Source organism: Janibacter corallicola NBRC 107790, assembly GCF_001570965.1.
In the GTDB taxonomy this organism is placed as follows: domain Bacteria; phylum Actinomycetota; class Actinomycetes; order Actinomycetales; family Dermatophilaceae; genus Janibacter; species Janibacter corallicola.
Window position 1 is genome coordinate 119,231 of the sequence record NZ_BCSR01000001.1, and the last position, 26,331, is coordinate 145,561.

At 71.5% G+C, this 26,331-nt stretch carries 25 protein-coding genes and 1 tRNA gene; 12 read left to right on the top strand and 14 right to left on the bottom strand.

The genetic code is table 11. The features are described 5' to 3' along the window. Complete coding sequence (locus JCO01S_RS00635; protein WP_068249406.1) at positions 1–882, top strand: rhomboid family intramembrane serine protease; 882 nt, start codon at positions 1–3, stop codon at positions 880–882. A 92-nt stretch (positions 883–974) separates the two neighbouring features. On the opposite strand, the gene JCO01S_RS00640 is transcribed toward JCO01S_RS00635, so the two are convergent. Then, entirely contained in the window at positions 975–1,286 is a 312-nt protein-coding gene (locus JCO01S_RS00640) for a cell division protein CrgA (RefSeq protein ID WP_084342518.1), read from the bottom strand. Between the two features lie 81 nt (positions 1,287–1,367). Here JCO01S_RS00640 and JCO01S_RS00645 point away from each other — a divergent pair, with 81 nt between their 5' ends. From JCO01S_RS00645 to JCO01S_RS00655, 3 genes are read left to right on the top strand one after another with little or no spacing between them, the layout of a single operon-like run. Beyond that, positions 1,368–2,171, top strand: coding sequence for a DUF881 domain-containing protein (locus JCO01S_RS00645; protein ID WP_068249408.1), 804 nt, complete (start codon positions 1,368–1,370; stop codon positions 2,169–2,171). Positions 2,172–2,186: 15 nt separating this feature from the next. Next, positions 2,187–2,840, top strand: a complete 654-nt coding sequence (locus JCO01S_RS00650; protein WP_068249410.1) for an aminodeoxychorismate/anthranilate synthase component II — start codon at positions 2,187–2,189, stop codon at positions 2,838–2,840. Further along, the gene (locus JCO01S_RS00655; RefSeq protein ID WP_068249412.1) at positions 2,837–3,841 is read left to right on the top strand and encodes a YihY/virulence factor BrkB family protein; all 1,005 of its coding nucleotides are present in this window, start codon (positions 2,837–2,839) and stop codon (positions 3,839–3,841) included. Before JCO01S_RS00650 ends, JCO01S_RS00655 begins: the two co-directional genes overlap by 4 nt. 39 nt (positions 3,842–3,880) lie before the next feature. Here the strand turns inward: JCO01S_RS00655 and pknB are convergent, their stop codons facing one another. The 7 genes from pknB to JCO01S_RS00690 all read right to left on the bottom strand — a co-directional run bounded on the left by pknB (position 3,881) and on the right by JCO01S_RS00690 (position 12,095). Continuing rightward, the gene (pknB, locus tag JCO01S_RS00660) at positions 3,881–5,848 is read right to left on the bottom strand and encodes a Stk1 family PASTA domain-containing Ser/Thr kinase (protein ID WP_068249414.1); all 1,968 of its coding nucleotides are present in this window, start codon (positions 5,846–5,848) and stop codon (positions 3,881–3,883) included. A gap of 46 nt (positions 5,849–5,894) precedes the next feature. Next, on the bottom strand, positions 5,895–7,352 hold the full coding sequence (locus JCO01S_RS00665; protein WP_068249416.1) for a peptidoglycan D,D-transpeptidase FtsI family protein: 1,458 nt from the start codon (positions 7,350–7,352) through the stop codon (positions 5,895–5,897). Beyond that, the gene (locus JCO01S_RS00670; protein WP_068249610.1) at positions 7,349–8,725 is read right to left on the bottom strand and encodes an FtsW/RodA/SpoVE family cell cycle protein; all 1,377 of its coding nucleotides are present in this window, start codon (positions 8,723–8,725) and stop codon (positions 7,349–7,351) included. The genes JCO01S_RS00665 and JCO01S_RS00670 overlap by 4 nt, the downstream gene beginning before the upstream one ends. Further along, positions 8,722–9,957 (bottom strand): Stp1/IreP family PP2C-type Ser/Thr phosphatase, encoded by a 1,236-nt coding sequence (locus JCO01S_RS00675; protein WP_068249418.1) that lies wholly within the window; start codon positions 9,955–9,957, stop codon positions 8,722–8,724. Before JCO01S_RS00675 ends, JCO01S_RS00670 begins: the two co-directional genes overlap by 4 nt. A 3-nt stretch (positions 9,958–9,960) precedes the next feature. Then, positions 9,961–10,455, bottom strand: coding sequence for an FHA domain-containing protein FhaB/FipA (locus JCO01S_RS00680; RefSeq protein ID WP_068249420.1), 495 nt, complete (start codon positions 10,453–10,455; stop codon positions 9,961–9,963). Between the two features lie 24 nt (positions 10,456–10,479). Beyond that, complete coding sequence (locus JCO01S_RS00685) at positions 10,480–11,442, bottom strand: FHA domain-containing protein (RefSeq protein WP_169796877.1); 963 nt, start codon at positions 11,440–11,442, stop codon at positions 10,480–10,482. A 161-nt stretch (positions 11,443–11,603) separates the two neighbouring features. After that, positions 11,604–12,095 carry a DUF4188 domain-containing protein gene (locus tag JCO01S_RS00690; RefSeq protein WP_068249423.1) on the bottom strand — a complete coding sequence of 164 codons (492 nt, stop codon included), beginning with the start codon at positions 12,093–12,095 and terminating at the stop codon, positions 11,604–11,606. A gap of 69 nt (positions 12,096–12,164) precedes the next feature. On the opposite strand from JCO01S_RS00690, the gene JCO01S_RS00695 reads away from it, so the two are divergent. Both JCO01S_RS00695 and JCO01S_RS00700 read left to right on the top strand, forming a co-directional pair. Further along, complete coding sequence (locus JCO01S_RS00695; protein ID WP_068249425.1) at positions 12,165–12,788, top strand: MerR family transcriptional regulator; 624 nt, start codon at positions 12,165–12,167, stop codon at positions 12,786–12,788. Positions 12,789–12,868: 80 nt separating this feature from the next. Then, a tRNA-Leu gene (locus tag JCO01S_RS00700) sits at positions 12,869–12,951 on the top strand. A 165-nt stretch (positions 12,952–13,116) separates the two neighbouring features. On the opposite strand, the gene JCO01S_RS00705 is transcribed toward JCO01S_RS00700, so the two are convergent. From JCO01S_RS00705 to JCO01S_RS00715, 3 genes are all read right to left on the bottom strand, one after another. Further along, a complete protein-coding gene (locus tag JCO01S_RS00705; RefSeq protein ID WP_068249427.1) occupies positions 13,117–13,602 on the bottom strand; it encodes a hypothetical protein in 486 nt (161 codons plus the stop codon). A 700-nt stretch (positions 13,603–14,302) separates the two neighbouring features. Further along, on the bottom strand, positions 14,303–14,851 hold the full coding sequence (locus JCO01S_RS00710) for an NYN domain-containing protein (RefSeq protein WP_068249429.1): 549 nt from the start codon (positions 14,849–14,851) through the stop codon (positions 14,303–14,305). Positions 14,852–14,879: 28 nt separating this feature from the next. Then, on the bottom strand, positions 14,880–15,140 hold the full coding sequence (locus tag JCO01S_RS00715) for a YrhK family protein (RefSeq protein WP_369407275.1): 261 nt from the start codon (positions 15,138–15,140) through the stop codon (positions 14,880–14,882). Between the two features lie 91 nt (positions 15,141–15,231). Here JCO01S_RS00715 and JCO01S_RS16335 point away from each other — a divergent pair, with 91 nt between their 5' ends. Beyond that, on the top strand, positions 15,232–15,363 hold the full coding sequence (locus JCO01S_RS16335) for a DUF8730 family Cys-rich protein (RefSeq protein WP_281189162.1): 132 nt from the start codon (positions 15,232–15,234) through the stop codon (positions 15,361–15,363). Here the strand turns inward: JCO01S_RS16335 and JCO01S_RS00720 are convergent. Continuing rightward, positions 15,353–15,931, bottom strand: a complete 579-nt coding sequence (locus tag JCO01S_RS00720) for a TetR/AcrR family transcriptional regulator (RefSeq protein WP_068249433.1) — start codon at positions 15,929–15,931, stop codon at positions 15,353–15,355. The two genes, JCO01S_RS16335 and JCO01S_RS00720, sit on opposite strands and share 11 nt — an antisense overlap. A 111-nt stretch (positions 15,932–16,042) precedes the next feature. On the opposite strand from JCO01S_RS00720, the gene JCO01S_RS00725 reads away from it, so the two are divergent. From JCO01S_RS00725 to JCO01S_RS00735, 3 genes are all read left to right on the top strand, one after another. Next, positions 16,043–17,263 (top strand): acetyl-CoA C-acetyltransferase, encoded by a 1,221-nt coding sequence (locus JCO01S_RS00725; protein WP_068249435.1) that lies wholly within the window; start codon positions 16,043–16,045, stop codon positions 17,261–17,263. A gap of 24 nt (positions 17,264–17,287) precedes the next feature. Continuing rightward, positions 17,288–19,462 carry a 3-hydroxyacyl-CoA dehydrogenase NAD-binding domain-containing protein gene (locus tag JCO01S_RS00730; protein ID WP_068249437.1) on the top strand — a complete coding sequence of 725 codons (2,175 nt, stop codon included), beginning with the start codon at positions 17,288–17,290 and terminating at the stop codon, positions 19,460–19,462. Between the two features lie 70 nt (positions 19,463–19,532). Then, a complete protein-coding gene (locus JCO01S_RS00735) occupies positions 19,533–20,696 on the top strand; it encodes an acyl-CoA dehydrogenase family protein (RefSeq protein ID WP_068249439.1) in 1,164 nt (387 codons plus the stop codon). Between the two features lie 57 nt (positions 20,697–20,753). Here the strand turns inward: JCO01S_RS00735 and JCO01S_RS00740 are convergent, their stop codons facing one another. Together JCO01S_RS00740 and JCO01S_RS00745 are read right to left on the bottom strand one after the other, a co-directional pair. After that, positions 20,754–22,073 (bottom strand): MFS transporter, encoded by a 1,320-nt coding sequence (locus JCO01S_RS00740; protein ID WP_068249441.1) that lies wholly within the window; start codon positions 22,071–22,073, stop codon positions 20,754–20,756. After that, positions 22,070–22,705 carry a winged helix-turn-helix domain-containing protein gene (locus JCO01S_RS00745; RefSeq protein WP_068249443.1) on the bottom strand — a complete coding sequence of 212 codons (636 nt, stop codon included), beginning with the start codon at positions 22,703–22,705 and terminating at the stop codon, positions 22,070–22,072. Before JCO01S_RS00745 ends, JCO01S_RS00740 begins: the two co-directional genes overlap by 4 nt. A 99-nt stretch (positions 22,706–22,804) precedes the next feature. Here JCO01S_RS00745 and JCO01S_RS00750 point away from each other — a divergent pair, with 99 nt between their 5' ends. Both JCO01S_RS00750 and JCO01S_RS00755 read left to right on the top strand, forming a co-directional pair. After that, positions 22,805–25,396, top strand: coding sequence for a circularly permuted type 2 ATP-grasp protein (locus JCO01S_RS00750; protein ID WP_068249445.1), 2,592 nt, complete (start codon positions 22,805–22,807; stop codon positions 25,394–25,396). Further along, positions 25,393–26,328: a transglutaminase family protein gene (locus JCO01S_RS00755; protein WP_068249447.1), complete on the top strand. Its 936-nt coding sequence runs from the start codon at positions 25,393–25,395 to the stop codon at positions 26,326–26,328. Before JCO01S_RS00750 ends, JCO01S_RS00755 begins: the two co-directional genes overlap by 4 nt. The last annotated feature ends 3 nt before the right edge of the window (positions 26,329–26,331 follow it).

Genomic DNA, 26,331 nt, shown 5'->3' on the forward strand with positions numbered 1-26,331 from the left:
ATGACCCAGCCGCCCACCGGCTGGGGCACAGAGCCCGGTGCCGGGGACGGCGAGGCGGCCCCGGTCTGCCCCCGTCACCCGGACCGGGTCAGCTACATCCGCTGCCAGCGGTGCCGTCGGCCCGTCTGCCCCGAGTGCCAGCGCACCGCCGCCGTCGGCGTCCAGTGCGTCGACTGCCTGCGCGAGCAGGCGAAGGGGGAGCGCCGCCAGGTCACCGTGATGGGCGGGCGCCTCGGGGCCGACACGCCCTACCTGACGATCACGATCATCGTCGTGTGCGTCCTGGTCTGGATCGGGGAGCAGCTCTCGCCGTGGGTCTTCCAGGAGGTGGCCTTCGCGCCGGCCCTGGGGATGCGCGAGCCGTGGCGGTTGCTCACCTCCGCCTTCGCCCACAGCCCGCACCAGATCATGCACATCGGCTTCAACATGCTGGCCCTGTGGATGGTCGGCGGCTACCTGGAGCGCATGCTCGGCTGGGCCCGCTACCTCGCGGTCTACCTCGTCTGCGCGCTCGCCGGGTCGGTGAGCTGGTTGCTCGTCCAGCCCGTCGACCCGGGTGACCCCGGCTCCTGGGCCCCGATCGTCGGCGCCTCGGGTGCGGTCTTCGGCCTCTTCGGCGCGGTCGTCGTGCTGCACCGCCACCTGGGGCGGGAGACCTCCGGCATGATCGGGATCATCGCCATCAACGCGGTGATCGGCTTCGTCGTCCCCCAGGTCGCGTGGGAGGCCCACCTCGGCGGGCTCGTCGTGGGGGCCCTGATCGCCCTCGGCCTGACGGCCTCGGCCAAGCAGCGCCGACCGGTGCTCGCCTGGGCCACCATCGCCCTGGTCCTCGTGGTCGTCCTGGCGCTGTGGGCAGGCAAGTACCTCCTCGCCTCCTAGGGCGAGTTACACCGGTGTCATTTGTCCCCAGATGTGAACAACCCTGTGGACAACTCGAGTTGTCCACAGGGTTGTGGGGATGACGGGGAGGGCTACTTCCAGCGCGTGGTCATCAGGAACCCGGCCATGATGAGGACGAAGCCGACGCCGAGGTTCCAGTTGCCCAGGCTCGGGACCGGGTACTGCTGCTGGGTGATGTAGAAGGTGACGACCCACAGGCCACCGATGATCATCAGGCCGAGCATGACCGGCACGAACCAGCTCGGGTTGCCCAGCTTCTGCGCCTTCATCTTGTGACGCTCCTGGGCCTCGGCCTCCTTGATCGCCTTCTCGTTGGCGGCCCGCTTGCTCGGGTCCCCGGAGCGGGCATTGCGGGACGACTTGCTGGCGTCTGACTTGGCCACTGCGATGCTCCTCGTGAAGTGTGATCTCGTGGCATAGCGTAGATGCGACGGCGTCCGGGTCGATGGAAGGGTGGAGCCGCCATGTCCCAGCAGCGTGCGGACACCCCGGAGAAGTCGGGTCGCCGCCGCCCACCTCACCCGCGCACCTGGCTGACCCGGCGCCCCACGGCCTGGTCCGCGCTGGTCCCGGTGATCGCCCTCGGGGCGGGGGTGCTCTTCGCCACCTCCGGCACCGCGGCCAGGGGGACCGACCTGCGGACCGAGCAGACCGGTCTCTCGGAGGTCATCCGCGACCGCACGATCGAGAACGAGCGGTCCGAGGAGCAGGTGCAGGAGGTGCGCTCGCAGGTCGACCGGCTCAGCGACCGCGACTCGAAGGACCCCGAGCACGCCGGGGTGGACCGCCTCGTGCAGAAGCGCACCCGCGCGGCCGGCCTGAGCGCGGTGAAGGGCCCGGCAGTCACCGTCAGCCTCGACGACGCGGACCTGGGGAGCGACGAGATCCCCGAGGGGTACGGCGTCAACGACGTCGTGGTCCACCAGCAGGACGTGCAGGGCGTGGTCAACGCCCTCTGGCGTGGCGGCGCCGAGGCGATGCAGATCATGGACCAGCGGGTGGTCTCCACGAGTGCGGTGCGTTGCGTCGGCAACACCCTGATCCTCCAGGGACGGGTGTACTCACCCCCCTTCACCATCACCGCCGTCGGGGACACCGACGGGATGCGGACCGAGCTTGATGAGGACCCCGCGGTGAGCATCTACCGCGAGTACGTCGACGCGGTGGGCCTCGGCTACGACGTGAGCGTGCAGGACGAGGTGACCCTGCCCGCCTTCTCCGGTGACATCCGGCTGGAGCATGCCCGCCCCGCCCCCGACGGGCAGTGAGGACATACTGTTCCCGTGAGCAGGATCCTCGTCGTCGACAACTACGACAGCTTCGTCTTCACCATCGAGGGCTATCTCCAGCAGCTCGGGGCGGAGACGACAGTGGTGCGCAATGACGCCGTGTCCGCCGCGGACGCCGTCGGGTACGACGGGGTGCTGATCTCCCCGGGCCCCGGCACCCCCGAGGGCGCCGGCGTGTCGATCGAGACGATCCGGGGGTGCGCCGAGCGTGCCCAGCCGATGCTCGGCGTGTGTCTCGGCCACCAGGCGCTCGCGGTCGCCTTCGGCGGGACCGTCTCACGCGCGCCGGAACTGCAGCACGGCAAGACGAGCAGCATCGAGCACGACGGCACCGGTGTGCTGGCCGGACTGCCGGACCCCTTCACCGCGACCCGCTACCACTCCCTGGCCGTGGAGCCGGGCGACCTGCCCGAGGAGCTCCTGGCCAACGGACACAGCGCGTCCGGCGTCATCATGGCCCTGCGCCACCGCGAGCTCCCGCTGCACGGCATCCAGTTCCACCCCGAGTCGGTGCTCACCGAAGGGGGACACCGCATGCTCGCCAACTGGCTTGCCCTCACCGGCGACCGGGACGTCGTGGACCGCAGCGCGGACATGTCCCCGCTGGTGCGCGACGTCGAGGGAATCGCCCGGGCCAGCGCAGGGTGAGCGAAGGGAGCGGGCCCGCCGGGGCGAGCATCGGTCCGGTGGACGCCTGGCAGCGCCGGCACTCCGTGCTGGGCTTCCCGGTGGCGGTGGTCTACAAGTTCATCGACGACTTCGGTGGCTACATGTGCGCGCTGCTCACGTACTACGCCTTCCTCTCCCTCTTCCCCGCGCTGATGCTGCTCTCCACCGCCCTGGGCATCGTGCTGCAGGACCACCCGGACTGGAGCCAGCGAATCCTCGACTCGGCGGTCTCGGAGTTCCCGATCGTCGGGGACCAGCTGCGGGACACCGGCACCCTCGGCGGCAGCACGACCGGTCTGGTCGTCGGTGGTGTCGGTGCCCTCTACGGCGCACTCGGTGTCGGTCAGGCGCTGCAGTATGTCTGCAACCAGGCGTGGATGGTCCCGCGCAACTCGCGGCCGAACCCCTTCGCCAGCAGGGGGCGGGGGCTGCTCCTCCTCGCCGTCGCGGGGCTGACGATCGTGGTGACGACCGGGCTGAGCGCCTACCTTCGGGGCCTCGTGCCCGAGGGGGCGGCGTCCTGGTCCCTGACGATCGGCTCGGTGCTCATCAACATGCTGGTCATCGCCCTCGTCCTGCGCATCGCGACCAGTCGCCCGCTGCAGCTGTGGGATGTCCTGCCGGGCTCGGTCGTGGCCGCCGTCGCGTGGCAGGGGATGCAGGTGGTCGGTGCCACGTACGTCGGCGCCGTGATCGAGCGAGCGAGCAACCTGACGTCGGTCTTCGCGTTCGTGCTCGGCCTGCTGATCTTCCTCTACACGCTCTCGGTCGTGCTCCTGCTCAGCATCGAGGTCAACGTCGTGTGGAAGGAACGGCTCTGGCCACGGGCGCTGCTCACCCCCTTCACCGACCGCGTCGTGCTGACGATGGCCGACGAGCGCGCCTACGCGCGGCTCTCCCAGGCACAGCGGCTCAAGGGCTTCCAGCGGGTGCACGTGCGCTTCGAGCCGTCGGATCCCGAACCCGACGAGGGCTCCTGAACCGCAGACCGCTCCCGTTGCGCCCGCTCGGCGCCGGGGTCAGTTGCCGCCGTTGCCGCCATTGCCGTTGTTGCCGCCCCCGCCGTTGTTGCCGTTCCCGCCCCCGTTGCCGTTGCCGGGCGAGGTCTCGGTCTCGGTCGGCGACTCCGTCGAGGTCGGCGACTCGGTGGAGCTGGACGTCGGCGTGGTCGGTTCGCTCGTGGAGGTCGACGTCGGCTCGTCGGGCGTCGAGCTGCTCGACGGAGGCGTACTGGGCTGGGTCGGCGTGGGTGACTGGCTCGGGGTCGTCGTGACGGTCTCCGTCTGGTCCGGTGCGCGGGCGACCGTGAGGGTCACCGTGGAGCCCTGCTCGACCTTCCCGGCGCCGGGGTCCTGCTCGAGGATCGTGCCCTCGGACTCGGCGGAGGGCACGTCCTGGACCTCGACCTCGAGGTTGAGGTCGTACAGCGCGACCCGGACGTCGTCGATGTCCTGGCCGACGTAGTCATCGATCTCGACCTTGCCGGAGGCGAGGACCAGGTCCACCTTGGTCCCCTTCGCCGCACTCGACATCGCCTCGGGGTCGGAGCGGATGACCCGGCCGGCTGCCTGGTCGGCGGAGTCCTCCTTCGATACGTCGCCCACCTCCAACCCGGCGTCCTCGAGGGCCTTCTCGGCGTCGCCGCGGGTCATCCCCACCACTGAGGGGATGGTGGAGTCGGAGGGGCCGGACGAGACGGTGAGCGTCACCCGGTCACCGGGGTTCAGGCTGGTCCCCTCCGTCGGGTCCTGGGAGACCACCTGGCCGCTGCGGGAGTCGTCGGCCACCGTGCGTGTCCTGGTGACGAGATCGAGGGACTCCAGCTTGGCCGTCGCCTCTTCCTCGCTCAGGCCGACCACCCGCGGCACGTTGACCGAGGCGGCGTTGTTGCCGCCCACGGTGTCGTAGACGAACCACCCGAGCAGGGCGAGGGGGATGAGCACGAGGAAGACGAGCAGCCAGGAGATCCGGCGGCGACGTCGTCGGGCGCGCCCGCCCTCCGCGGGCATGGATGCCGTGTCCGAGTCCCTGCGCGGGACCGGCCCCCGGGCGGCGGCGGCCCCGCCGACGGCGGCACGGCTGAGGGCCATCGTCTCCTGGAGGCTGCCGCGGGAGGCCGGGCTGATCGGCATGCCGTCCTGGAAGGCACCGAGGTCGTCGGCCATCGCGAGGGCGTCCGGGTAGCGGGCGTCGCGGTCCTTGGTGAGCGAGTGCACGACGATGGCGTCCATCTCCGGGGGCACGTCCTCGTTGAGCGCGGACGGCACGGGGATGTCGGCGTTGACGTGCTGGTAGGTCAGCGAGATGGGCTCCCCGGTGTACGGCGTGCGACCGGTGAGCAGCTCGAAGAGGAGGCACCCGGTGGAGTAGACGTCGCTGCGCTTGTCGACGGTCTCGCCGCGGGCCTGCTCCGGGGAGATGTACTGCGCGGTGCCGATGACGGCCTGGGTGGCGGTCATCGTGGCCTGGCTGTCGGCGACCGCCCGGGCGATGCCGAAGTCCATGACCTTGACGGCACCGTCATCGGCCACCATGACGTTGCCCGGCTTGATGTCGCGGTGGACGATGCCCATGTCGTGGCTGTATGCGAGGGCCTCGAGGACCTGCTGCACGATGCGCGCGGCCTCCCGCGGCTCGAGGGTCCCCTCGGCGTTGAGCACCTCGCGCAGCGTGCGGCCCTCGACGTACTCCATGACGATGTACGGGACGTCCAGGGTGCCGCCGCCGGCCTCCTGCACCCGGTCCTCGCCGGAGTCGTAGACCGCGACGACGGAGCGGTGGTTCAGGCCCGCGACGGACTGGGCCTCGCGACGGAAGCGGGTGAGGAAGGCGGTGTCCCGGGCGTGGTCGGTGCGCAGGATCTTGATGGCGACCGGGCGCCCCAGGCGGGCGTCGTGCCCGAGGTGGACCTCGGCCATGCCGCCACGGCCGATGAGCTCACCGACCTCGTAGCGTCCTCCGAGGAGGCGCGGCGCCGAGTTGCTCATGATGCCTCCTGTGACCGGGCGTCGGCTCGGGTAGTGGACACGGTGCTCATTCCTCCAACGCCGCCTTCATGACCGCTGCGCTGATCGGGCCGGCGACGGCGCCGCCGTAGGCCTCGTTGCCCGCCCGGCCGCCGTCCTCGACGACGACCGCCACCGCGACCTTCGGGTTGTCGGCGGGGGCGAATCCGGTGAACCACGCGTGCGGGGGTTGTCCCTCGCCCTGCTCGGCCGTCCCGGTCTTGCCGGCGACGCTCGTCCCAGGGACGGCGGCCGCGGTCCCGGTGCCCTTCTCGACGACGAGCTGCATCATGTCGTTCAGCTGGTCCGCCGAGTCCGAGCTCATGGCGGTGGAGAGCTCCTCCGGCTTGGTCTCGTCGAGCGTCGAGAGGTCGGAGCCGAGCACCGACTCGATGAGGTGCGGCTTCATGACGACGCCGTCGTTGGCCACGGCGCTGCTGGCCATGGCCACCTGCAGCGGGGTGACGCGCACGTCGTACTGGCCGATGCCGACCTGCGCCTCCTGGGGCTCGTTGAGGTCGCTCGGGATGGTGGACGGGGTCACGCTCATCGGCACGTCCAGGTCCTGGCCGAACCCGAAGGACTGGGCCTGGTCCCGCAGGTCCTTGCCACCGATCTCCATGCCGAGCCAGCCGAAGGCGGTGTTGCAGGAGTCCTGCAGCGCCACCGCGAGGCTCACCTCGCCACCCGGACCGCAGGCCCCGGGGTGGGAGTTGGGCAGGTCGGCGCTGGTCTGCGGCAGGTCGAGGGTCGCCGGGCCGGGGATCTGGGAGTCCTCGGTCCACTCGCCGTCCTCGAGCGCGGCCGCCGCGGTGATGATCTTGAAGACCGAACCGGGCGGGTAGAGGTTACCGCCGATGGCGCGGTTGACCATCGGGTTGCTGGGGTCCTCCTGCAGCCTCTCCCAGGCGTCCTGCTCGACGTTCGGATCGTGGCTGGCCAGCGGGCTGGGGTCGTAGGAGGGGTGGGAGACCATCGCGAGGATCTCGCCGGTGCGGGGGTCCATCGCCACCACCGCGCCGGCCTGGTCGCCGAGGGCGTCGTCCGCGGCCTTCTGCACCGCGGGGTCGATCGTCAGCTCGAGGCTGGCGCCGGTGGGCTCGCGTCCGGCGATGGCCCCGGTGATCCGGTCGTAGAAGAGCTGGTCGTCCTGCCCGGAGAGGAGTCCGTCCGAGGCCTGCTCGATCCCACCGCCGGCGCCGTAGGTGAAGGAGTAGAAGCCGGTGATGTGGCTGTAGAGGGTCGGCTCGGGGTAGGTCCGCTGCCACTGCAGGTCGTCGTCGGTCTCCTTCGAGATGGCGATCGGCTTCCCGTCGACGAGGATCTGGCCGCGCTCGCGCGCATAGCTCTCCAGCTGGGTGCGGCGGTTGCCGGGACGGTCGTTGATGTCGCCGGCGTCGAGCACCTGGATCCACGTGCTGGAGGCGAGCAGCAGCACGAACATCACGGCCACGACCATGGACAGGCGTCGGATGGGCTGGTTCATCGGCCCTTCACCATCTCGGTGGGGGCGTCCATCGACGCCGGGTCGAACTCCGGGTCGGGGCGGCGCGCGTGGTCGCTGATCCGCAGCAGCAGGGCGATGAGGATCCAGTTCATCAGCAGCGAGGACCCTCCGTAGGCGAGGAAGGGGAGCGTGAGCCCGGTGAGCGGGATGACGCGGGTGACGCCGCCGATGACGACGAAGACCTGGATCGCCAGGGCGAAGGTCAGCCCCGTGGCGAGCAGCTTGCCGAAGCCGTCGCGCAGCCCGATCGCCGAGCGCAGCCCGCGCTCGATGAGCAGGACGTAGAGCAGGATGATCGCGATGACGCCGATCAGGCCGAGCTCCTCGGCGATGCTGGTGAAGATGAAGTCCGACTTCGGCAGCGGGGTCAGCCACGGGCGGCCGCGGCCCAGCCCCGTGCCGGAGAGCCCGCCGGCGGCCATCCCCATGATCCCGGTCGCCAGCTGCCCGCACTGCTCCATGCCCTTGTCGGAGAAGGTGTCGGTCCAGCACAGCACGCGGGTCTGCACGTGGTCGGCGAACTGGTAGACGATGTAGGCGCCGGCGGCCGCCAGGCCCAGGCCCAGCACGATCCACGAGGTGCGTTCGGTGGCCACGTAGAGCATGGCGACGAAGAGACCGAAGATCAGCAGGGTCGTGCCGAAGTCGTTCTCGAGGACGAGCACGAGGGCCGCGGCCACCCAGGCCACGAGGAGCGGTCCGAGGTCGCGCATCCGGGGGAAGGTCATCCCGAGGAACTTCCGGCCGGCGAGTGCCAGCAGGTCGCGGGTCTGCACCAGGTAGCCGGCGAAGAAGATGGCCAACATGATCTTGGCGACCTCCGCGGGCTGGAAGGTGAAGGGGCCCAGGGCGATCCAGATGCGGGCGCCGTAGACGGAGGTGCCCAGGGGAGACAGGGGCAGGGCGAGGAAGACCAGGGCCAGCGCCCCGCAGGTGTAGGTGTAGCCGCGCAGCACCCGGTGGTCGCGCAGCAGCATGATCACCGCCAGGGCCATGGCGACGCCGAGTGCCGTCCACACCAGCTGGCGAAGGGCGTCTCCCTCGGAGAAGTCCTTGCCCTGGGCGATGTCCAGCCGGTGGAGCATGACCAGGCCGATGCCGTTGAGCAGGGTGACGATCGGCAGGATCAGCGGGTCGGCGAAGGAACTGCGCCACCGCAGCACGAGATGCACCCCGATGGCGATGGCCGACAGCAGACCGGTGTGCCAGAGCAGGTCCGGGGGGACCTCGCCGGAGGTCGCGACGGCGACGTTGGTGTAGGCCACGACGACGACGACGATCGCGAGCAGCGTCAGCACGAGCTCGATGTTGCGCCCGCGGACCGGCTTGATCGTCTCGACGGCTCGGTTCATCGGCTGCAGGGCTCCCCCGCCGCGCGCAGGTCGGTGCACTTCTCCGCGGCACTGCGCAGGCTCCGGACGCGCTCCTGTGCTGCCTCGCGGGAGTCCACGGAGATGGTGGTGATGACCTCCTCGCGGTAGAAGGGCGGCAGCTGGTCCAGCCCGATGTCGGTCTGCCGGACCTTCGAGTGCAGGGTGATCGGCCCCAGGTCCGAGGGCACCCCCTGGTAGACGGCGACCCGGTCGTCGTCGACCCCGAGGAAGTACTGCTGCTGGGTCCAGGCGTAGCCCCCGTAGACGACGGCACCGACGAGGAGCAGCGCGATGACGAGGCCGCCGATGCCGCGAAGCCAGCGCCCGCCGACGCCGCGCCGGCCCTCCTCGGCCAGCTCGACCCCTTCGTCCTCCTCCTGCTGGGTGAGGGCGGCGGCGCGGGAGGCCGGGGAGTCGTCCACCCGCCGGACCGGGCTGCGCAGCGCGGCGGAGCCCACGACCTGGGGCTGGGTGGAGGGTGCGGTGCTGGACTCCACGACGTCGCCGATGACGACCGTGACGTTGTCGGGCGCACCGGCCCGCATCGCCAGCGAGATCAGGTCCTCGGCCGCCCGGCCGGGAGGTGAGGGCGCCCCGAGGATCTCCTCGATGGTGTCCGCGGCGACGAACCCGGACAGGCCGTCCGAGCAGAGCAGGTACCGGTCGCCCCGGCGGGCCTCGCGGGCCCCGATGTCCGGCTCGTCGTCGGGGGCGCCGGTGAGGACCCGGGTCACGACGCTGCGCTGCGGGTGGGTGCTCGCCTCGTCCTCGGTGATCCGCCCCTCGTCGATGAGGGACTGGACGAAGGAATGGTCGCGGGTGATCTGGCTGAGCCGGCCGTCGCGCAGCACGTAGGCGCGGGAGTCGCCGATGTGGGCGAGGATGAGCTTGTTGCGAGCCCGCATGATCGCCGTCACCGTCGTGCCCATGCCCTCGAGCGCGGTGTCCTCGGCGTAGATTCGGGCGATCTCCTCGTTGGCGGTGCGGATCGCCCGCTGCAGCTGGGTGGAGGCCTCGTCCGCGGTGAGCGAGTCGTGGTCGATCGAGACCAGCTCGGTGATCGCGGTCGCGGAGGCGATGTCACCGCCAGCGTGCCCGCCCATCCCGTCCGCGACGACGAGCAGGTGCGGGCCGGCGTAGCCGGAGTCCTGGTTGTCCTGGCGGACCAGCCCGACGTCCGATCGTGCCGCGAAGTGGAAGGAGAGGGACACCGGTCAGCCCCTCAGCTCGATGACGGTGCGACCGATGCGCACCTGCCCACCGGTCTGCAGCGGCACGGGGTCGCCCACGCGGTACTGACCGACGTAGGTGCCGTTGGTCGAGCCGAGGTCCTCGACGTACCAGCCGTCGCGTGCCCGCAGGATCCGGGCGTGCCGGCCGGAGGCGAATTCGTCGGTGAGGACGAGGTCGCACTCGGGGTTGCGCCCGATGAGCATCCCCGAGTCGCGCAGGGGCAGCGAGGTGCCGGCGAGCGGTCCCGTCGTGACGACGAGCTTCGTGGGCAGCCGGGGGGCGCGCTGGGCGGGGCGGGACTCCGGCGGTGCCGCGGGCCGGCGGCCGAAGCGGCCCCCCTTCGCCCGCTCCGGACGGCGGGTGACCACCCGGGTGCCGTAGAGGTCGGAGCGCAGCACGGAGGCCACGGAGAGCACGAAGACCCACAGCAGCACGAGCAGGCCGAGGCGCAGCACGGTCACTGTCAGCTCGCTCACGGGTGCTCCTTTGTGCGCCGGGACTCAGCGACGGGTGTGGAAGGTCGCGTGGGTGCGACCGACGGTGATCCTGTCACCATCCGCGATCGGTGTCGCGTCGGTGCGTTCGCCGTTGACGTAGGTGCCGTTGGTCGAGCCGAGGTCGCGCAGGTGGGAGACGAGGCGCGGACCGTCGTGGGTGATGCGCAGCTCGCAGTGCCGGCGGGAGATGCCCGGGTCCTCCAGGACGATGTCGGCGGACTGGTCGCGCCCCATCACCGTCATCGCACCGATGAGCGGGTAGCGCTCGCCGCCGACCTCCAGCCACGGGCGCTCGTGCACGGACGCGGCGGGCGGCCCGGGGGTGGAGTCCTGTCGCCGCACGACCGTGGTCTCCTCCTCCTCGGGTGCGGGGGGCGAAGGGGGAGCCTGCCGGGCCTCGGGGGCGGGCGCCGGCCTCGGTGCCGGCGCTGCGACGGGGGCGGGAGCAGCGGGTGGCGCGGCGTCGCCCTGGTCGTAGGCGCCGGCCTCGAAGGAGCCGGAGTACTCGTCGTAGCCGGCCTCCTCGCGGTAGTCCGCGTAGCGGTCGTCGTCCCCCTGGTAGGGGCCCGGGGACTGCGGGTCGCGCGGGACGTGTTCGCGGGCCGTCGCGGGACGCACCCGGAAGACCCCGGTCTCGAGCTCGTCGTCGCGCACGAAGAGGACCTGGAGCGGCCCGCCCGGCTGGTAGCGCTGGGACTCCACGTGCTCCTGGGCGGCGGAGACGAGCTCGTCCTCGAGCTCCTCGTCGAACTCGGTGAGGCGGGTGTGGTCCTCGGCCGCCAGCTCGATTGTGAAGAGGTTGGGCACGACGGTGCGGCCCCGCCCGAGCATGGTCGCCCGGTCGTCCATGGCCCGGCGCAGCGCCGAGGCGAGCTCGAGGGGCTGCACCTCGGAGCGGAAGGCGCGGGCGAAGACGCCGTTGACGGTGCGCTCCAGCTTGCGCTCCATGCGCTGGAAGAGGCTCATCGACGGGTCCCTCCCTTCGCTCGGTGCCGAGGTCCGTGTCCCACGGGCAGCATCCAGCCACACCCGTGCTCACGTGATCCTAACTATCGACACTGCAAAGTCACTGCACGCGCCCGGAATCGACGTGCGGTTGGCGGCGCAGCCGTGGGCGCGCCGGTGGCTCAGGTGGGGCCGAGCCGGTCCCGGGCCGCCCGGCCGCGGCGCTCGACCGGAACGGCCCCCGTCGCCACGCCGAGCCCGACGAGCGCGCCGTTGCCGTAGAAGGTCTCGCAGTGCCCTGCCGGAACGTCGAAGGTCTCGTGCCAGATGCCCACCGCGCCCGGGTGCGCACGGGCGACCTGGTTGAAGCGGCGCCACGCCGGCAGGTGCACGGCATCCTGGTTCCTGGCGTAGTCGATGAGGTGGTCCGTGGAGCGCCAGTACTGCACGACCCATGGTCCGGAGGCCCCGATGAGCGTGTGCGCCCCGAGGAAGCCCATGTCCTCGGCCTCCCCGCGCTTGGCCGCGGCCCTGTTGCGCTCGAGCTCGGCGAGCATCCGCGGCATCGCGGTGAAGACCGGCCACCACAGGTCCACCCGGAGGGGGCGGTGGATCGTCATGCCGATGTGGAAGACGGCCAGGCCGCCGGTGTGCGCGTGGGTGAGGTTGGTCATCGTTCCCCCTTGGATAGTTGTGCTATCCAGTATTGGGTACCAGTACTATCCAGCGCAAGAGGTGAGTGGATGAGGATCTCGGAGCTGGCGGCCACCACGGACGTGCCGGTCGCGACCCTGAAGTACTACCTGCGCGAGGGCGTGCTCCCTTCCGGGCAGGCGCGCACACGCACGAGCGCCGACTACGGGCAGGAGCACGTCGAGCGGGTCCGGCTCGTGCGGGCGCTCACGGGGGTCGGCGGGCTCAGCCTGGCGACCACCCGCAGGGTGCTCGAGGCGACCGAGGCGCCACGGACTTCGCGCGCCGATGTCATGGGGGCGGCCCAGCGGGCGTTGCTCGGGGAGGAGTACGTGTCCGACCCGGGCGAAGGGGGAGCGCTGCGGCCGACGAACCGGGCCCGGGCGTGGCTCGCGGAGCAGGGCTGGCAGGTCCACCCCGCGGACCCGGCGATCGACGAGCTCGACACGGCCTGGGCGGCTTGCGAGGCGGCGGATCTCGGTGTCGACGAGGAACGGATGGCCGCCTACGCGCAGGCGGTGCTCCGGGTGGCCGCCGTGGACCTCGCCTCGGTCCCGGCGGATCCCCAGGGGGCGGTGCGCCAGGTGGTCATCGGCACCGTCCTGCTGGACCGCGTCCTGCTCCTGCTGCGCCGCCTCGCGCAGCAGCACCTGGCGGTGAGCGAAGGGGGTTGAGCCCTCACTTTGGGAATCCGACCGGTCATGGGGCAGAATGAGACCGCTCGTGGGCCCGTCGGCCCGCGGGTGGCACTCACGCGAGAGTGGCGGAACGGCAGACGCGCTGTCTTCAGGTGGCAGTGTCCTTATGGGCGTGGGGGTTCAAATCCCCCCTCTCGCACCCACCACGAAGCCCCGCACCATGAGGTGCGGGGCTTCGTCTCGTTGGGCCCGCGGCATGTCGCGCGGCAGTTCATCCTCCTCGGCGCACCGCGGCCACGCTGTGCCGGGGCCCCCGACGGCGGGCCCGACGAACTGCCGTGCGACGTGCCGGAGACCTGCCCGATCAGAGGCTGACGCCCACCGCCGCGAGCAGCTCGCGCAGCGCGGCACCGAAGTCCCGCTGCTGGCCGATCTCGTTCTGCGCCACCGACGCCAGCCCGCCCTGGACGCTGCCGTCGGCCTTGCCGGCCTTCCCGATGTAGAGCTCGCGGCCGGCCATGAGCGACTGGGCGCCCGGGTTTGCCCGGGTCGCGGCGCGCGAGGCCTCGAGCTCCTGCAGCTGCTGCGGGGCGAAGGGGGCCCCGCTCGCGCTCCCGAGGCCGGAGACCACGTGCTTGTCGCCGCCGACCTTGAGGGTGACGTGGCCGACGGTCTTGTTCGCCTTCGCGGAGATCTGCTGGGTGGGCGCGTCGAAGAAGACGCCCTGCTGGCCGGTGAGCCACACCCGTCCGGGCAGGACCCCGAGGATGGCCGGCTCGGACTTCGAGGTCATCATCCGCGGGTAGCGGTACACGCCCATGAGGATCGGGGGCACGGGTGCAGCGGTCATGCGGTACTCCTGTGTCTGGGGCTACGACTCTGGTCCATCGCACGGCCTATCCTGCACGAAGAGCCCGCGGAGTGAGCCAACCGCCGTGGGTCAGCCGGGCTCGCCCCGTCGGAGGCCACCAGAGGCGCCGGGCGCCGCTGGCACGGTGCCCGTCACCCCGGGCCGGGGAGAGTGGTGTACTACCCGCGAGTCACTTGCGACGCCACAGAGCGGGAGAGGAAGTCCGAGGCCGCGACAACCGACGCCCTGCACCTCAGAGGGCGACGCCGACCGCGCGCAGCAGCTCCTCGAGGGCCGCGCCGAAGTCGACCAGCCGGCCGAGGGGCGTGAGTGCAGGTATCGCGCCTCGACGGCGAAGTCACCCTCGGGCGGTCCTCCTGTCGCCAGGTACAGCGCCCGCCCCGCCATGAGCGCCCGGGCACGGGGATCCGCGTCGATCGCCGCGCGGGAGTAGTCCAGCCGCGCCAGCTGCTCGGGCGCGAAGGCCGGGTGGTGTCGGGTCGAGCTTCGCCCGGATCGACTGCGCCGGGGCGTCGAGGAGCACGCCGGTCGGGCCCGTCAGCCAGACGTGGCCCGGCTCCGCGCCGAGGGCCGCCGGCTCGGACCGCAGCGAGAGCAGAGACCGCTGCCGGTAGACCCCCATGAGGATCGGCGGGACCTGGCTGGACACCCCTGCAGCGTAGGACCGCTCACCGCGGGATCAGATGAACTCGAGCGGGTCGAACTGCTCGATCGGGATGACCCGCACCCGGGGCAGGCGGCTGGTGAAGACCCGCACGTCGTACTCGAGGTCGAAGAACTCCATCCCCTCGATCTCCCGCAGGCCGGTGGCCATGAACTCGCCGAAGCCCACGATGCCGACGCGGCGCCCTTCGTCCTCGGCCAGCTCCTCCATCTGCGGCACGAAGTCACGGTCGTGGCTGACGAGCATGACGTCGGCGTCCCGCTCCAGCAGCGCATCGGCGGTGCGCTGGATGGCGATGTCGACCACCTTGCCCTCACCGCTGACCGGCACCGGCCGGTAGCCCATCGCGAGCAGCGCCTGGACGAAGGAGGCCGGCAGGTCACCGGAGACCGCGAGGAAGAAGAGGCCCTTGACCGGCTGCCGCCAGGCCTCCTCGGCGTGGACGAGCAGCTTGTTCCAGCGCGGTCGCTCCTCCGGTTGCGGTCGGCGCCCGAGGACGGAGACGCCGAGGGTGGCGTCGATGTTCTCGCCGTCGACGAGGAGGTAGGTGGTGCGATCGGCCATGGGGCGAGCCTATAGCGCCGACCCGCCCTCAGAAGTCCCGCGCCGTGGCCGACGCGGCGTCGCCGACCCGCCCCAGGTGGAAGCGACGCACCAGCCGGATCGACGGGCGGGCGACGAAGAGGACCGAGCCGATCGTGAAGAGCCACGTCGCGGCGTAGACGGTCGACTCCTTGAAGAAGAGGATGCTCCCGACCAGGAAGAGCACCCCGGCGAGGAAGTCGTTGGTGATCGAGATGGTCTCGTAGACGCCGCGGATGCGCAGCTCCTCGTGCCCGATCGTGAGCGTCACATTCCAGGGGTGTTCTCGTGCCATGCCCCATGATGAACCCGCGCCCGGCCACTATCCTTGGCCACGACGTCGACGAAGGGGGTACCCCACCATGTGCAAGCCCGTCCAGTGCCAGAACTGCGGCAAGACCACCTGGACCGGTTGCGGCGAGCACGTCGCCGAGGTGCGGGCCCAGGTCCGCGCCGAGGACTGGTGCACCTGCGCCACCCCGGTCACCGCCTGAGGTCCACCCACACCCGGGGCTCGTCGGTCTCGATCTCGGCCAGCTCCCACATCCGGTGCAGCGCCGGCTGCAGCAGCCGGCTGCCGATCTGGCGCATGAGCACAGCGACCCCGTGCTCGTCGACCGGCCGGTTGCTGCTGCCGATGCCGTGCTCGCGCAGCACCCGGGTCTGCTCGATCGTGTGCTCGACGAGCTTGCGTGCCAGACCCACGTCCCCCGGGTCCGGTGTGACGACCACCCGCCGCAGGTAGTCGATCGCCTCCGGGTTCTCCTCGAACATCCGGGTCACGGCCGCGTCGCGCGCGGCGGCCACCTCGCCCGCCGGGCCGTCCAGCGGCACCGACTCCAGGGCCGCGCCGAAGAGCTCGAGCACGTGGTCGTCCACGGCGTCGTGCAGGCCGGGCTTGCCACCGAAGTAGTGGCCCACGAGGCCGGGGGCCACCCCGGCGGACCGGGCGACCTCGCGCAGGCTGGTCGCGGCGACCCCCCGCTCGGCGAAGAGGCGCAGCGCCGCGGAGAGGATCCGCTCCCGCGAGCTCGCGGAGGGCTGCTCGGTCGGCGGGGTCACGGCGCCTCCCTTCGTGTCGGCTACCTCACGTCAGGCACTATTGCACAGGTGTTCAAACGATACGTATCGTGCGAGGTGTAGCGAAGTCTCCCCCCACGAAGGAGCCGGTTCATGCCCGCGCAGCCCGAGGCCGTCATCTATGACGCCGTCCGTACACCCAGAGGGAAGGGCAAGTCGTCCGGCTCCCTCCACGAGGTCAAGCCGATCGACCTGACCGTCGGGCTCCTCGACGCGATCCGGGAGCGCAACCCCGGCCTGGACGCCGCCCAGATCGACGACCTCGTCATGGGCATCGTCTCCCCGCTCGGCGACCAGGGGGCGGTCCTGCCGCGCACCGCCGTCCTCAAGGCCGGCTACCCCGAGCCGGTCGCCGGCGTGCAGCTGAACCGCTTCTGCGGCTCCGGCCTCGAGGCGGTCAACCAGGTCGCAGCGCGCGTGCGGTCCGGCTTCGAGGACCTCTTCATCGCCGGCGGCGTGGAGTCGATGTCCCGCGTGCCCATGGGCAGCGACGGCGGCGCGTGGGCGATGGACCCCGCGACCGCGCTGGGGACCGACTTCGTCCCGCAGGGCATCGGGGCCGACCTCATCGCCACCCGGGAGGGCTTCGACCGGGCCGAGGTGGACCGCTTCGCCGCGCAGTCCCACGCCCGGGCCGCCCACGCCCAGGAGCAGGGCTGGTTCGACAGGTCGATCGTCCCGGTCAGGGACGCCAGCGGCCTGACCATCCTCGACCACGACGAGACCGTGCGCCCCGGTACCACCGCGGAGACCCTCGCCGGGCTGAAGCCCTCCTTCGCCGGGATCGGTGAGATGGGCGGCTTCGACTTCGTCGCCACCTCGAAGTACCCCTCGGTCGACGAGATCAACCACGTCCACCACGCCGGCAACTCCTCCGGCATCGTCGACGGTGCCTCGCTGCTGCTCGTCGGCAACGAGCAGGTCGGCACGGAGATGGGCCTGACCCCGCGGGCACGGATCGTCTCGACGGCCGTCGTCGGCAGCGAGCCGACGATCATGCTCACGGGTCCCGCCCCGGCCTGCCGCAAGGCACTGGACCGGGTCGGCATGAAGGCCAGTGACATCGACCTCGTGGAGATCAACGAGGCCTTCGCCGCGGTCGCCCTGAAGCTGCTGCGCGACATGGGCTGGAGCGAGGAGCAGGCCAACGTCAACGGCGGCGCCATCGCCATGGGTCACCCGCTCGGTGCCACCGGCGCGATGATCCTCGGCACGCTCGTCGACGAGCTCGAGCGCCGTGACCTCGAGCGCGGCATCGCCACCCTGTGCATCGGCGGTGGCATGGGCATCGCCACCATCGTCGAGCGCGTCTGATCGCGAAGAAGGAATCGAACTGACATGAGCGAGAACATGATTCGTTACGAGCGCGACGACGAGGGCATCGTCACCCTGACGATGGACGACCCGGACGCGGGCGCCAACACGATGAACGACACCTACGTGCGGTCGATGGGGGAGACCATCGACCGCCTGGAGGCAGAGCGCGAGCAGATCACCGGTGTCGTGCTCACCTCCGCGAAGAAGACCTTCTTCGCGGGCGGCAACCTCGCCGACCTGCAGTCGGTCACCCCCGAGACCGCCGCGGACTTCTTCGCCGGGATCGAGGGCATCAAGGCGGACCTGCGCCGCATCGAGCAGCTCGGCAAGCCGGTCGTCGCCGCGATCAACGGCGCCGCCCTCGGCGGCGGGCTCGAGCTGGCGCTGGCGACCCACCACCGGATCGCCGTCGACGACGACAAGATCAAGATCGGCCTGCCCGAGGTCACCCTCGGCCTGCTGCCCGGCGGTGGCGGCGTGACCCGTCTGGTGCGGATGCTCGGCATCCAGGAGGCGCTCATGGGCTGGCTGCTGCAGGGCCAGCAGCGCACCCCGGCCGCCACGAAGGACAAGGGCGTCATCGACGAGCTCGTCGCCACCCGCGAGGAGCTCGTGCCGGCCGCCAAGGCGTGGATCCGGGAGCACTCCGGCGACGAGGACGTGGCCGTCAAGCCGTGGGACGTCAAGGGACACAAGATCCCCGGCGGCACCCCGAGCTCCCCGAAGTTCGCGGCCAACCTGCCGGCCTTCCCGGCGAACCTGCGCAAGACGCTCAAGGACGCCCCGACCAAGTCCCCGCGGGCGATCATGTCCGCGGCCGTCGAGGGATCCCAGGTCGACTTCGACACCGCCAGCCGGATCGAGTCCCGCTACATCACCGAGCTGGCCTCCGGTCGGGAGTCGACCGCGATGATCCAGGCCTTCTTCTTCGACCTGCAGGCCATCGGCTCCGGCTCCCTTCGCCCGGAGGGCATCGAGAAGCGCAAGGTCGGCTCCGTCGGCATCCTCGGCGCGGGCATGATGGGCGCCGGCATCGCCTTCTCCGCCGCCATGGCCGGGCTCGACGTCAGGCTCAAGGACGTCTCGCTCGAGGGCGCGCAGAAGGGCAAGGCCTACACCGAGAAGCTCCTCGCCAAGCGCGTCGAGAAGGGCCGGACCACCGAGGCCCAGCGCGACGAGGTCCTCGCCCGGATCACCCCGACCGCCGACGCGGGCGACCTCGCGGACGTCGACGTCGTCATCGAGGCCGTCTTCGAGGACTACGACCTGAAGAAGACGGTCTTCGAGGAGATCGAGGGCGTCGTCGGCCCCGACACGCTGCTGTGCTCGAACACCTCGACGCTGCCGATCACGAGCCTGCAGGGCTTCTCCGGCCGGCCGAAGGACTTCATCGGGCTGCACTTCTTCAGCCCCGTCGACAAGATGAAGCTCGTCGAGATCATCCGCGGCGAGCAGACCTCCGACGAGGCCACCGCCCGCGCGGTCGACCTGGTCCAGCAGATCCGCAAGATCCCGATCGTCGTCGGCGACGGGCGCGGCTTCTACACCAGCCGGGTCTTCGGCACGCTCATCACCGAGGGCGCCCAGCTGTTGGCCGAGGGCGTCGACCCGATGGTCATCGAGCGCGCCGCGACGAAGGCCGGCTTCCCCGCGCCGCCGCTGGCGATGCTCGACGAGGTCTCGCTCACCCTCACCCAGCACATCCGCACCGAGGCCGAGAAGGCCGCGAAGGCGGAGGGGCGCACCCTGGAGGCCACCCCCGGGGAGTCGCTCATCGACGAGATGGTCGAGCTGGGTCGCAAGGGCCGCGCCGCCGGCTCCGGGATGTACGACTACCCGGCCGACGGCCCGAAGAAGCTCTGGCCCGGTCTGCGGGAGCGCTACGCGAAGGGGACGGAGGTCCCCCTTCGCGACATCGAGGACCGCTACCTCTTCATCATGGCGCTGGAGACCGCCGGGTGCTTCGAGGACGGGGTGCTGAAGGACGCCGAGTCGGCGAACATCGGCGGCATCTTCGGCATCGGCTTCCCGCCGCACACCGGCGGCCCGGCGACCTTCATGACGAACTACGAGGGCGGGCTGGCCGGCTTCGTGGCCCGGGCCGACGAGCTCGCCGACGCCTACGGGGAGCGCTTCCGTCCGTCGGAGTGGCTGCGCGGTCGCGTCGCCTCCGGGAGCCTCGTCGACGCCGACTGAGATCACCGAGGCGGACCGGCGACCCCGCCGGTCCGCCTCGGATCGCCGGACCCCCTCAAGGAAGGCAACGATGCCCGACATCCTCCAGCCCCAGCCCTACGTCTCCCCGTGGATGAAGGACGAGGTCGCCGACGTGGTGACCCTCGCCCGCACCTTCTTCGAGCGGGAGGTGACGCCGCACCAGGAGCGCTTCGCCGAGCAGCACCAGGTCGACAAGGAGACCTGGCTCGCCGCCGGTGCCGCGGGACTGCTGTGCATCTCGGTCCCCGAGGAGTACGGCGGGGGCGGGGGCACCTTCGCGCACGAGGCGGCCGTGCTGTGGGAGCAGGGCAAGGCCGGTGACGACGCCTTCGGCTACTCGGTGCACTCCTCGATCGTCGCCCACTACCTGCTCGCCTACGGCACCGAGGAGCAGAAGCAGAAGTGGCTGCCGCGGATGGCCTCCGGCGAGCTCGTCGGCGCCGTCGCGATGACCGAGCCCGGCACCGGATCGGACCTGCAGAACATCAGGACCACCGCCAGGCGCGAGGGCGAGCACTACGTCATCAACGGGTCCAAGACCTTCATCACCAACTCCTCGCACGCCGGGCTCGTCGTCATCGTCGCGCGCACCGGCGGCGAAGGGGCACAGGGGATCTCGCTCATCGTGGCCGAGGTCGACGAGCTGGAGGGCTTCGAGCGGGGGCGGGTCCTGGCCAAGATCGGGCAGCACGGTCAGGACACCCGCGAGCTGGCCTTCACCGACATGCGGGTGCCGGTGGCCAACCTGCTCGGTGACCAGGAGGGGCAGGGCTTCTACCAGTTGATGACGCAGCTGCCGCAGGAGCGCCTGGCGATTGCCGTCGGCGCCGTCGGCTCGGCCGAGCTGGCCTACGAGCTGGCGCTGGCCTACACGAAGGAGCGGGAGGCCTTCGGCAGGCCCATCGGCGCCTTCCAGAACACCCGCTTCACCCTCGCCGAGGTCGGCACGGACGTGCTCGCGGCACGCACCTTCCTCGACCACTGCGTGCAGTTGCACGTCGACGGCGCGCTCGACGCAGCCACCGCCTCCCGGGCGAAGTACTGGACGACCGACGTGCAGTGCGACGTCATCGACCGCTGCCTGCAGCTCTTCGGCGGGTACGGCTACATGCTCGAGTACCCCATCGCGCGCCTCTACGCCGGCGCCCGCGTGCAGAAGATCTACGGCGGGACCAACGAGATCATGAAGGAGCTGATCTCCCGGACGTTGTGACCTCTGGCCCTTCCCCGGTCGAGGTGGCCCCGCTCGCCTATCCGGTCGCTGGAACCTCTACCCGATCGAAGGTGGCGAGGAGTCGAGGTGGCCGCGCTCGCCTATCCGCGCGCTGGAACCTCGACCCGAACGGGACCGCTCGGCCCGGAGAGCGGGCAGCAGGCACCAGACGCCGCCCAGCCCGATGGCGCCCGTCACGGCCATGACCACCCGGGTCGAGGTCGCGTCGGCGAGCAGTCCGGCCAGCGGCATGACGAGCGAGAAGGCCCCGAATCCGCACATCGAGGCCATGGACAGCACCGTCGCGCGGTTGCGGGAGCTGGCCTCGCGGTGCAGCAGCGCGTTGTACGTCGGCCCCTGCATGCCGTGGCCGGTGTAGACGAGCAGGTGGGCGACGACGAGGCCGATCGGTCCGACGGCCAGGGCGAGCCCGACGCTGAGCAGGCTGTGGGCGATCCGGCCCGCGATCGCGGACCGGGCCACCCCCCACCGGGCGGAGATCCACCCGGAGATCCGTGCCCCGAGGGCGAAGACGGCCCACGCGCCCGCGGCGAGCGGGCCCATGATGACGCCCGCCTGCGCCTCGCTGCCGAGGATCTCGGCCATCCGCACGGGGGTGAGGTTCTCCATGCCGATCATCGCCGTGGACCAGAAGCACTCCAGCAGCACGAGGCCGCGCAGCACCCGGTTGTCCCGCAGCAGGCGCAGGCCGGAGGCGACGATCGAGGGGGCCTCCTTCGCGGAGGTGAGCGCGCGGGACCAGCCGGTCGAGTCGACGTGGGTGACCGGCTCCCTGAGCAGGGCGACCACCGCGACCACGTGCAGCGCGGAGAGCACGAGGCAGATGAGCACCGGCAACCACAGTGCGGAGAAGGCGGTCACGGGGTGCCAGGCGATGAGCCCGCCGGAGAGCACCGCGCCGATGGCCATGACGATGCCGACGACGGTCCCGGCGAGCGAGAGGTCCTGGTCGACGTCCGCGCCGGGATGGCTGTGGTGCACGGCGTCGACGTACCAGGCCTCGAGCGGCCCGGAGTCCAGCGCGCGGAAGACCCCCGTCAGCACGGCGACGATCACGAAGCCGGTGAAGGAGTGCGCGAGGATCAGCGCGACCATCGAGGCGAGGTTGGCCACGGCCGCGACGATGAGCACCGGTCGTCGCCCCAGGGCGTCGGCGAAACCGGAGGTCGGCAGCTCGAGGAGCAGGACGACGAAGCCGATGACGGCCATCGCCGACATCGCGCTGGGGAGGGAGAGCCCCCGCTCGAGCATCCACAGCACGAGGATCCCGACGATGAACCCGACCGGCATCCACCGGGTCGCGGTCAGGGTGAGGAAGACCCGGCGGGCGGCCATGGGGGAGAGTGGCTCGGTCATGAGTCTCGAGGCTCCTCGCTGGCGCTCGTCGCACCTCGACCATCGTCGGTGCGGTCCCAGGCGGGCTCGTCCGCGTCCACGAAGGTCGAGACCACGACGTTGAAGCGCCGCTCCTCCGGCCCGAGTGGTCCGGGCGGCCGACCGTACTCGTGCATGACCTCCCAGACGAGGGTCTCGAAGCGGGACTGGATCTCCTTCGCCTGGGTGGCCGTCACCGCGACCGTGGCATCACTCTGCGAGGTGACGGCACGCCACTGGGGCAGGTCACCGCCGCGGCGCTCGGCGGCGGACTGCAGCCGATGGGCCAGCTGGCTGACGACGAGCTGGTGGAAGGCGTCGGTGGCATCCCTCCCTTCGTCCCCCGCGTCCTCGGGCTCCGGGACGGAGGTGACCTGGCTGCTGGCCTGCCACCAGCGCTCGCGTCGGGTGCCCAGGCCCTCGGCCTCCTCGACGAAGCCGTGCTCGGCCAGCTGGCGCAGGTGGTAGCTCGTGGCCCCGGAGTTCAGGCCGAGCCGGCGCGCGAGCCCGCTCGCCGTGGCCGGGCCCGCGGTGCGCAGCAGCCCGAGCATGCGCATGCGCACGGGGTGGCTGAGCGCCTTGAGCTGGGTGATGTCGGGGACGACCGGGTCCATGACGACCAGCGTAGACCGCAAAGAACCATTTGCAAAGGGGTGTGTGCACTAAGCCTTCACACTTCGTCGGAGGGGAGGCACGCGGTTAGTCTCGTCCACATGTCCGCACTGCCCGCCGGAGGGGGCCGCCCGAGCCCTCTGGACGCCTACCGGGAGGTCGTGACCACGACCGAGGGTGTGGACGAGGTCGTCACCCTCGACGGTGTGCGCGAGCCGGCCGAGCAGCTCGCGCAGACCATCACCGACACCGGCCTGACCGGGCTGCTGCTCGCCCGTTCCGAGTCCCGCCGCTTCGTCGCCGACGAGGGCATCACCTACGGCGGCGGCGTCGCCGAGGACGAGGACGAGCAGACGCCCGGCAGCCGCGCGCCGAGCGAACCGCGCACCTGGCAACTCGACCCCGTCCCGCTCACCTTCGGTACCGACGAGTGGGCCCGACTCGAGCGCGGGGTCCGTCAGCGTGCCGTGCTCCTCGACCAGGTCCTCACCGACCTCACCGGCCCGCAGCGTCTCGTCCGCGACGGCGTGCTGCCCGGCGCCGTCGTCCACGGCCACGGCGACTGGCTCCCGCAGGCCGACGGCATCCGGCTGCCCGGCCCCCGCCAGCTCGTCACGCCCGCCATGGACCTGGCCCGCGACCACGCCGGCACCTGGCGGGTCTTCGCCGACCGGACCCAGGCCCCCAGCGGCGCCGGCTACGCGATGGCCAACCGCCGCATCACCGCCCGTGTGCTGCCCGGCCTGCACCGCGACCTCGACCTGGCCCACCTGCGCGGCTTCTTCCACACCGTGCAGCAGACCCTCACCCGGGTCGCCCCGCAGACCGACGACCCGCCGCGCGCGGTCATCCTCACCCCCGGCGCGCTCAGCGAGGCCGCCTTCGACGAGGCCCTCCAGTCCACGCTGCTCGGCATTCCCGTCGTCGAGTCCGAGGACCTCGTGAGCCGCGACGGGCGGATCTGGATGCGCACCACGAGCGGCCTGTCCCCGGTCGACGTCATCCTGCGCCGGCTCGCCGGCCGCGACATCGACCAGCTGGACCTGCGCAGCGACTCCCGCCTCGGCTTGCCCGGCGTCCTCGAGGCCGCCCGCCTCGGCCACGTCTCGATCGTGAACCCGGTGACCTCCGGCGTCCTGGAGAACCCGGCGCTCATCCCCTACCTGCCCGCGATCTGCCGCCACCTGCTCGACGAGGACCTGGCGCTCCCTTCGACCCAGACGTGGTGGGGAGGCGAACGCACCCACCTCAGCCACATCGTCACCAACCTCTCCAGCCTCGTGGTCAAGCCGACCTCCCGCACCGCCGACGAGCGCCCGTACTTCGGCTGGGAACTGAGCGGGCAGGAGCGGGACCGGCTCGCGCTGCGGATCCAGGCCGAACCGTGGCGCTGGACCGCCCAGGACCCGCTCACGATGTCCACCGCCCCCGTCGTCACCGCCGAGGGACTGGAGCCCAGGCACGTCGTGCTGCGGACCTTCGCCGTCGCCGACGAGGAGGACTACGCGGTGCTCCCGGGCGGTCTCGCGCGCCTGGCCACCCGCCCCGACTCCGGCGACATCTCCAGCCTCACCGGCGCGATGAGCAAGGACGTGTGGGTGCGGGTCGAGACCGGTGCCGACGGCGAAGGGGGCCTGCCCCACCTGCCCACCGCCTTCCGCGGGCAGGCGCCGGTCACCTCCGCGGCGCCCGCACCACGCGTCGCGGCCGACCTGTACTGGATGGGCCGCTACACCGAACGGGCCGAGGCGGCCGCCCGGCTGCTGCGGGTCGCGGACGACCTCGTCGACGACCACGTCGGGCGGCCCGGCACCACCGGCCACACGGCGATGACCGTCATGCTCGAGGCGGTCACCGAGGTGATGGGCGTGCGCCCCGGCTTCCTCGGTGACGAAGGGAGCGAGCGGCGCGCGGACCCGCTGCCGCACCTGCGCGACCTCACCCTCGACCCGCGGATCGCCGGGTCGGTCGCCTACAGCACCCGCCGCGCGGTCAACGCCGCCCAGGCGGTGCGCCAGGTCCTCTCCGTCGACACCTGGCTGATCATGTCCCGCCTCGAGCGCACCCTGCAGCACGCCGTCCCGCACGACGACCTGCAGGAGCTGCTCATGGAGACCATCGAGGGGCTGCTCGCCCTCGCCGGCATCGGCGTCGAGTCCCTCGTGCGTGACCCCGCCTGGGCCTTCGCCGACGCCGGCAAGCGGGTCGAGCGAGCGCAGCAGACGATCCGGCTGCTGCGCTCGGTCATCGCGGTCGAACGTACGCCTGTCGTCGAGGGGAGCACGACGGAGGCCGCGCTCATCGCGACCGAGTCAGTCATCACCTTCCGCCGCCGCTTGGCGAATGGCCTGGGACCGCTCTCCTCGCTCCAGGCGGCGCTCGACCTCATCCTCGGGGACCTGACGAACCCGCGTTCGGTCGCCTTCCAGATCGAGCGTCTCGTCGAGGCGCTCAGTGTCATCGGCGACGAAACCGCACTGGCGCAGGCGCGCTCGCTCGCCACCCGGATCGCCGGCCTCGACCTGGATCTGCTCTTCGAGGAGGGGCGCACGCCGCTGGCGCGCGAGCTGCTCGAGGTCGGCGCCCGGCTGCGGGAGATCCACGCCGAGGTCGACCGGGCGCACTTCGTGCGCAAGACGCGCGGCCGCCCGGTCCAGCCGGTGCAGTGGAGCGGTGGGCAGGTGAGCACGTGAGCGACCCCCTTCGTCAGCCGGAGCACCACACCCGCCGTCGTTACGAGGTGCGCCACCGCACCACCTACACCTACGAGGAGTACGTGACCGACTCCTTCGGGCGGGCGCTGCTGCGGCCCAGGGAGACCGAGCAGCAGCGCGTCGTCAGCCACGAGGTCGAGATCACTCCCGAGCCGCACGTGCTCACCCACCACGTGGACCACTTCGGCAACCACTCCAGCTTCTACGAGGTGCGCACCCCGCACACCGTGCTCGAGGTGAGCAAGGTCAGCCTCCTGGAGATCGAGTGGCCGCCGCCGGACCTGGCGCGGCTGGATGCCTGGACCGTCGGCGGGGCCGCCGAGCTCATCGACGCCGGGGAGCACGTGGACCGCGTGGAGGCCTCGCAGTACCGCCTGCCCTCCCCGCTCGTGGACGTCACGGCCCCGGAGGTGGAGGCCTACGCCGCGCGGATCCTGCCGCCGGAGCGCCCCCTCGGGGAGGCGCTCGCCGCGCTCTACGGCGAGATCCACGCCGACTTCGAGTACGCGAAGGGCACGACGAACGTGCGCACGACCCTCCCCGAGCTGCTGGAGCAGCGGACGGGCGTCTGCCAGGACTTCGCCCACCTCGCGCTGGGCTGCCTGCGCGCCGTCGGCCTGCCGGGGCGCTACGTCTCGGGGTACATCGAGACCACACCGCCGCCGGGCAGGCCGAAGCTCGCCGGCTCCGACGCCTCGCACGCGTGGGTCTCGGCGATGACGCCGGAGGGTGACTGGGTCGACCTGGACCCGACGAACGACCACTTCGCCGACTCGCGCTACGTCGTCACCGGGTGGGGGCGCGACTTCCGTGACGTCTCCCCGCTCAAGGGCGTGATCTTCTCCGACGGCGGCGGCAGCTCGCTCGACGTCGGGGTGGACGTCATCCGGCGCGACCCGCCCGGCCAGTAATCT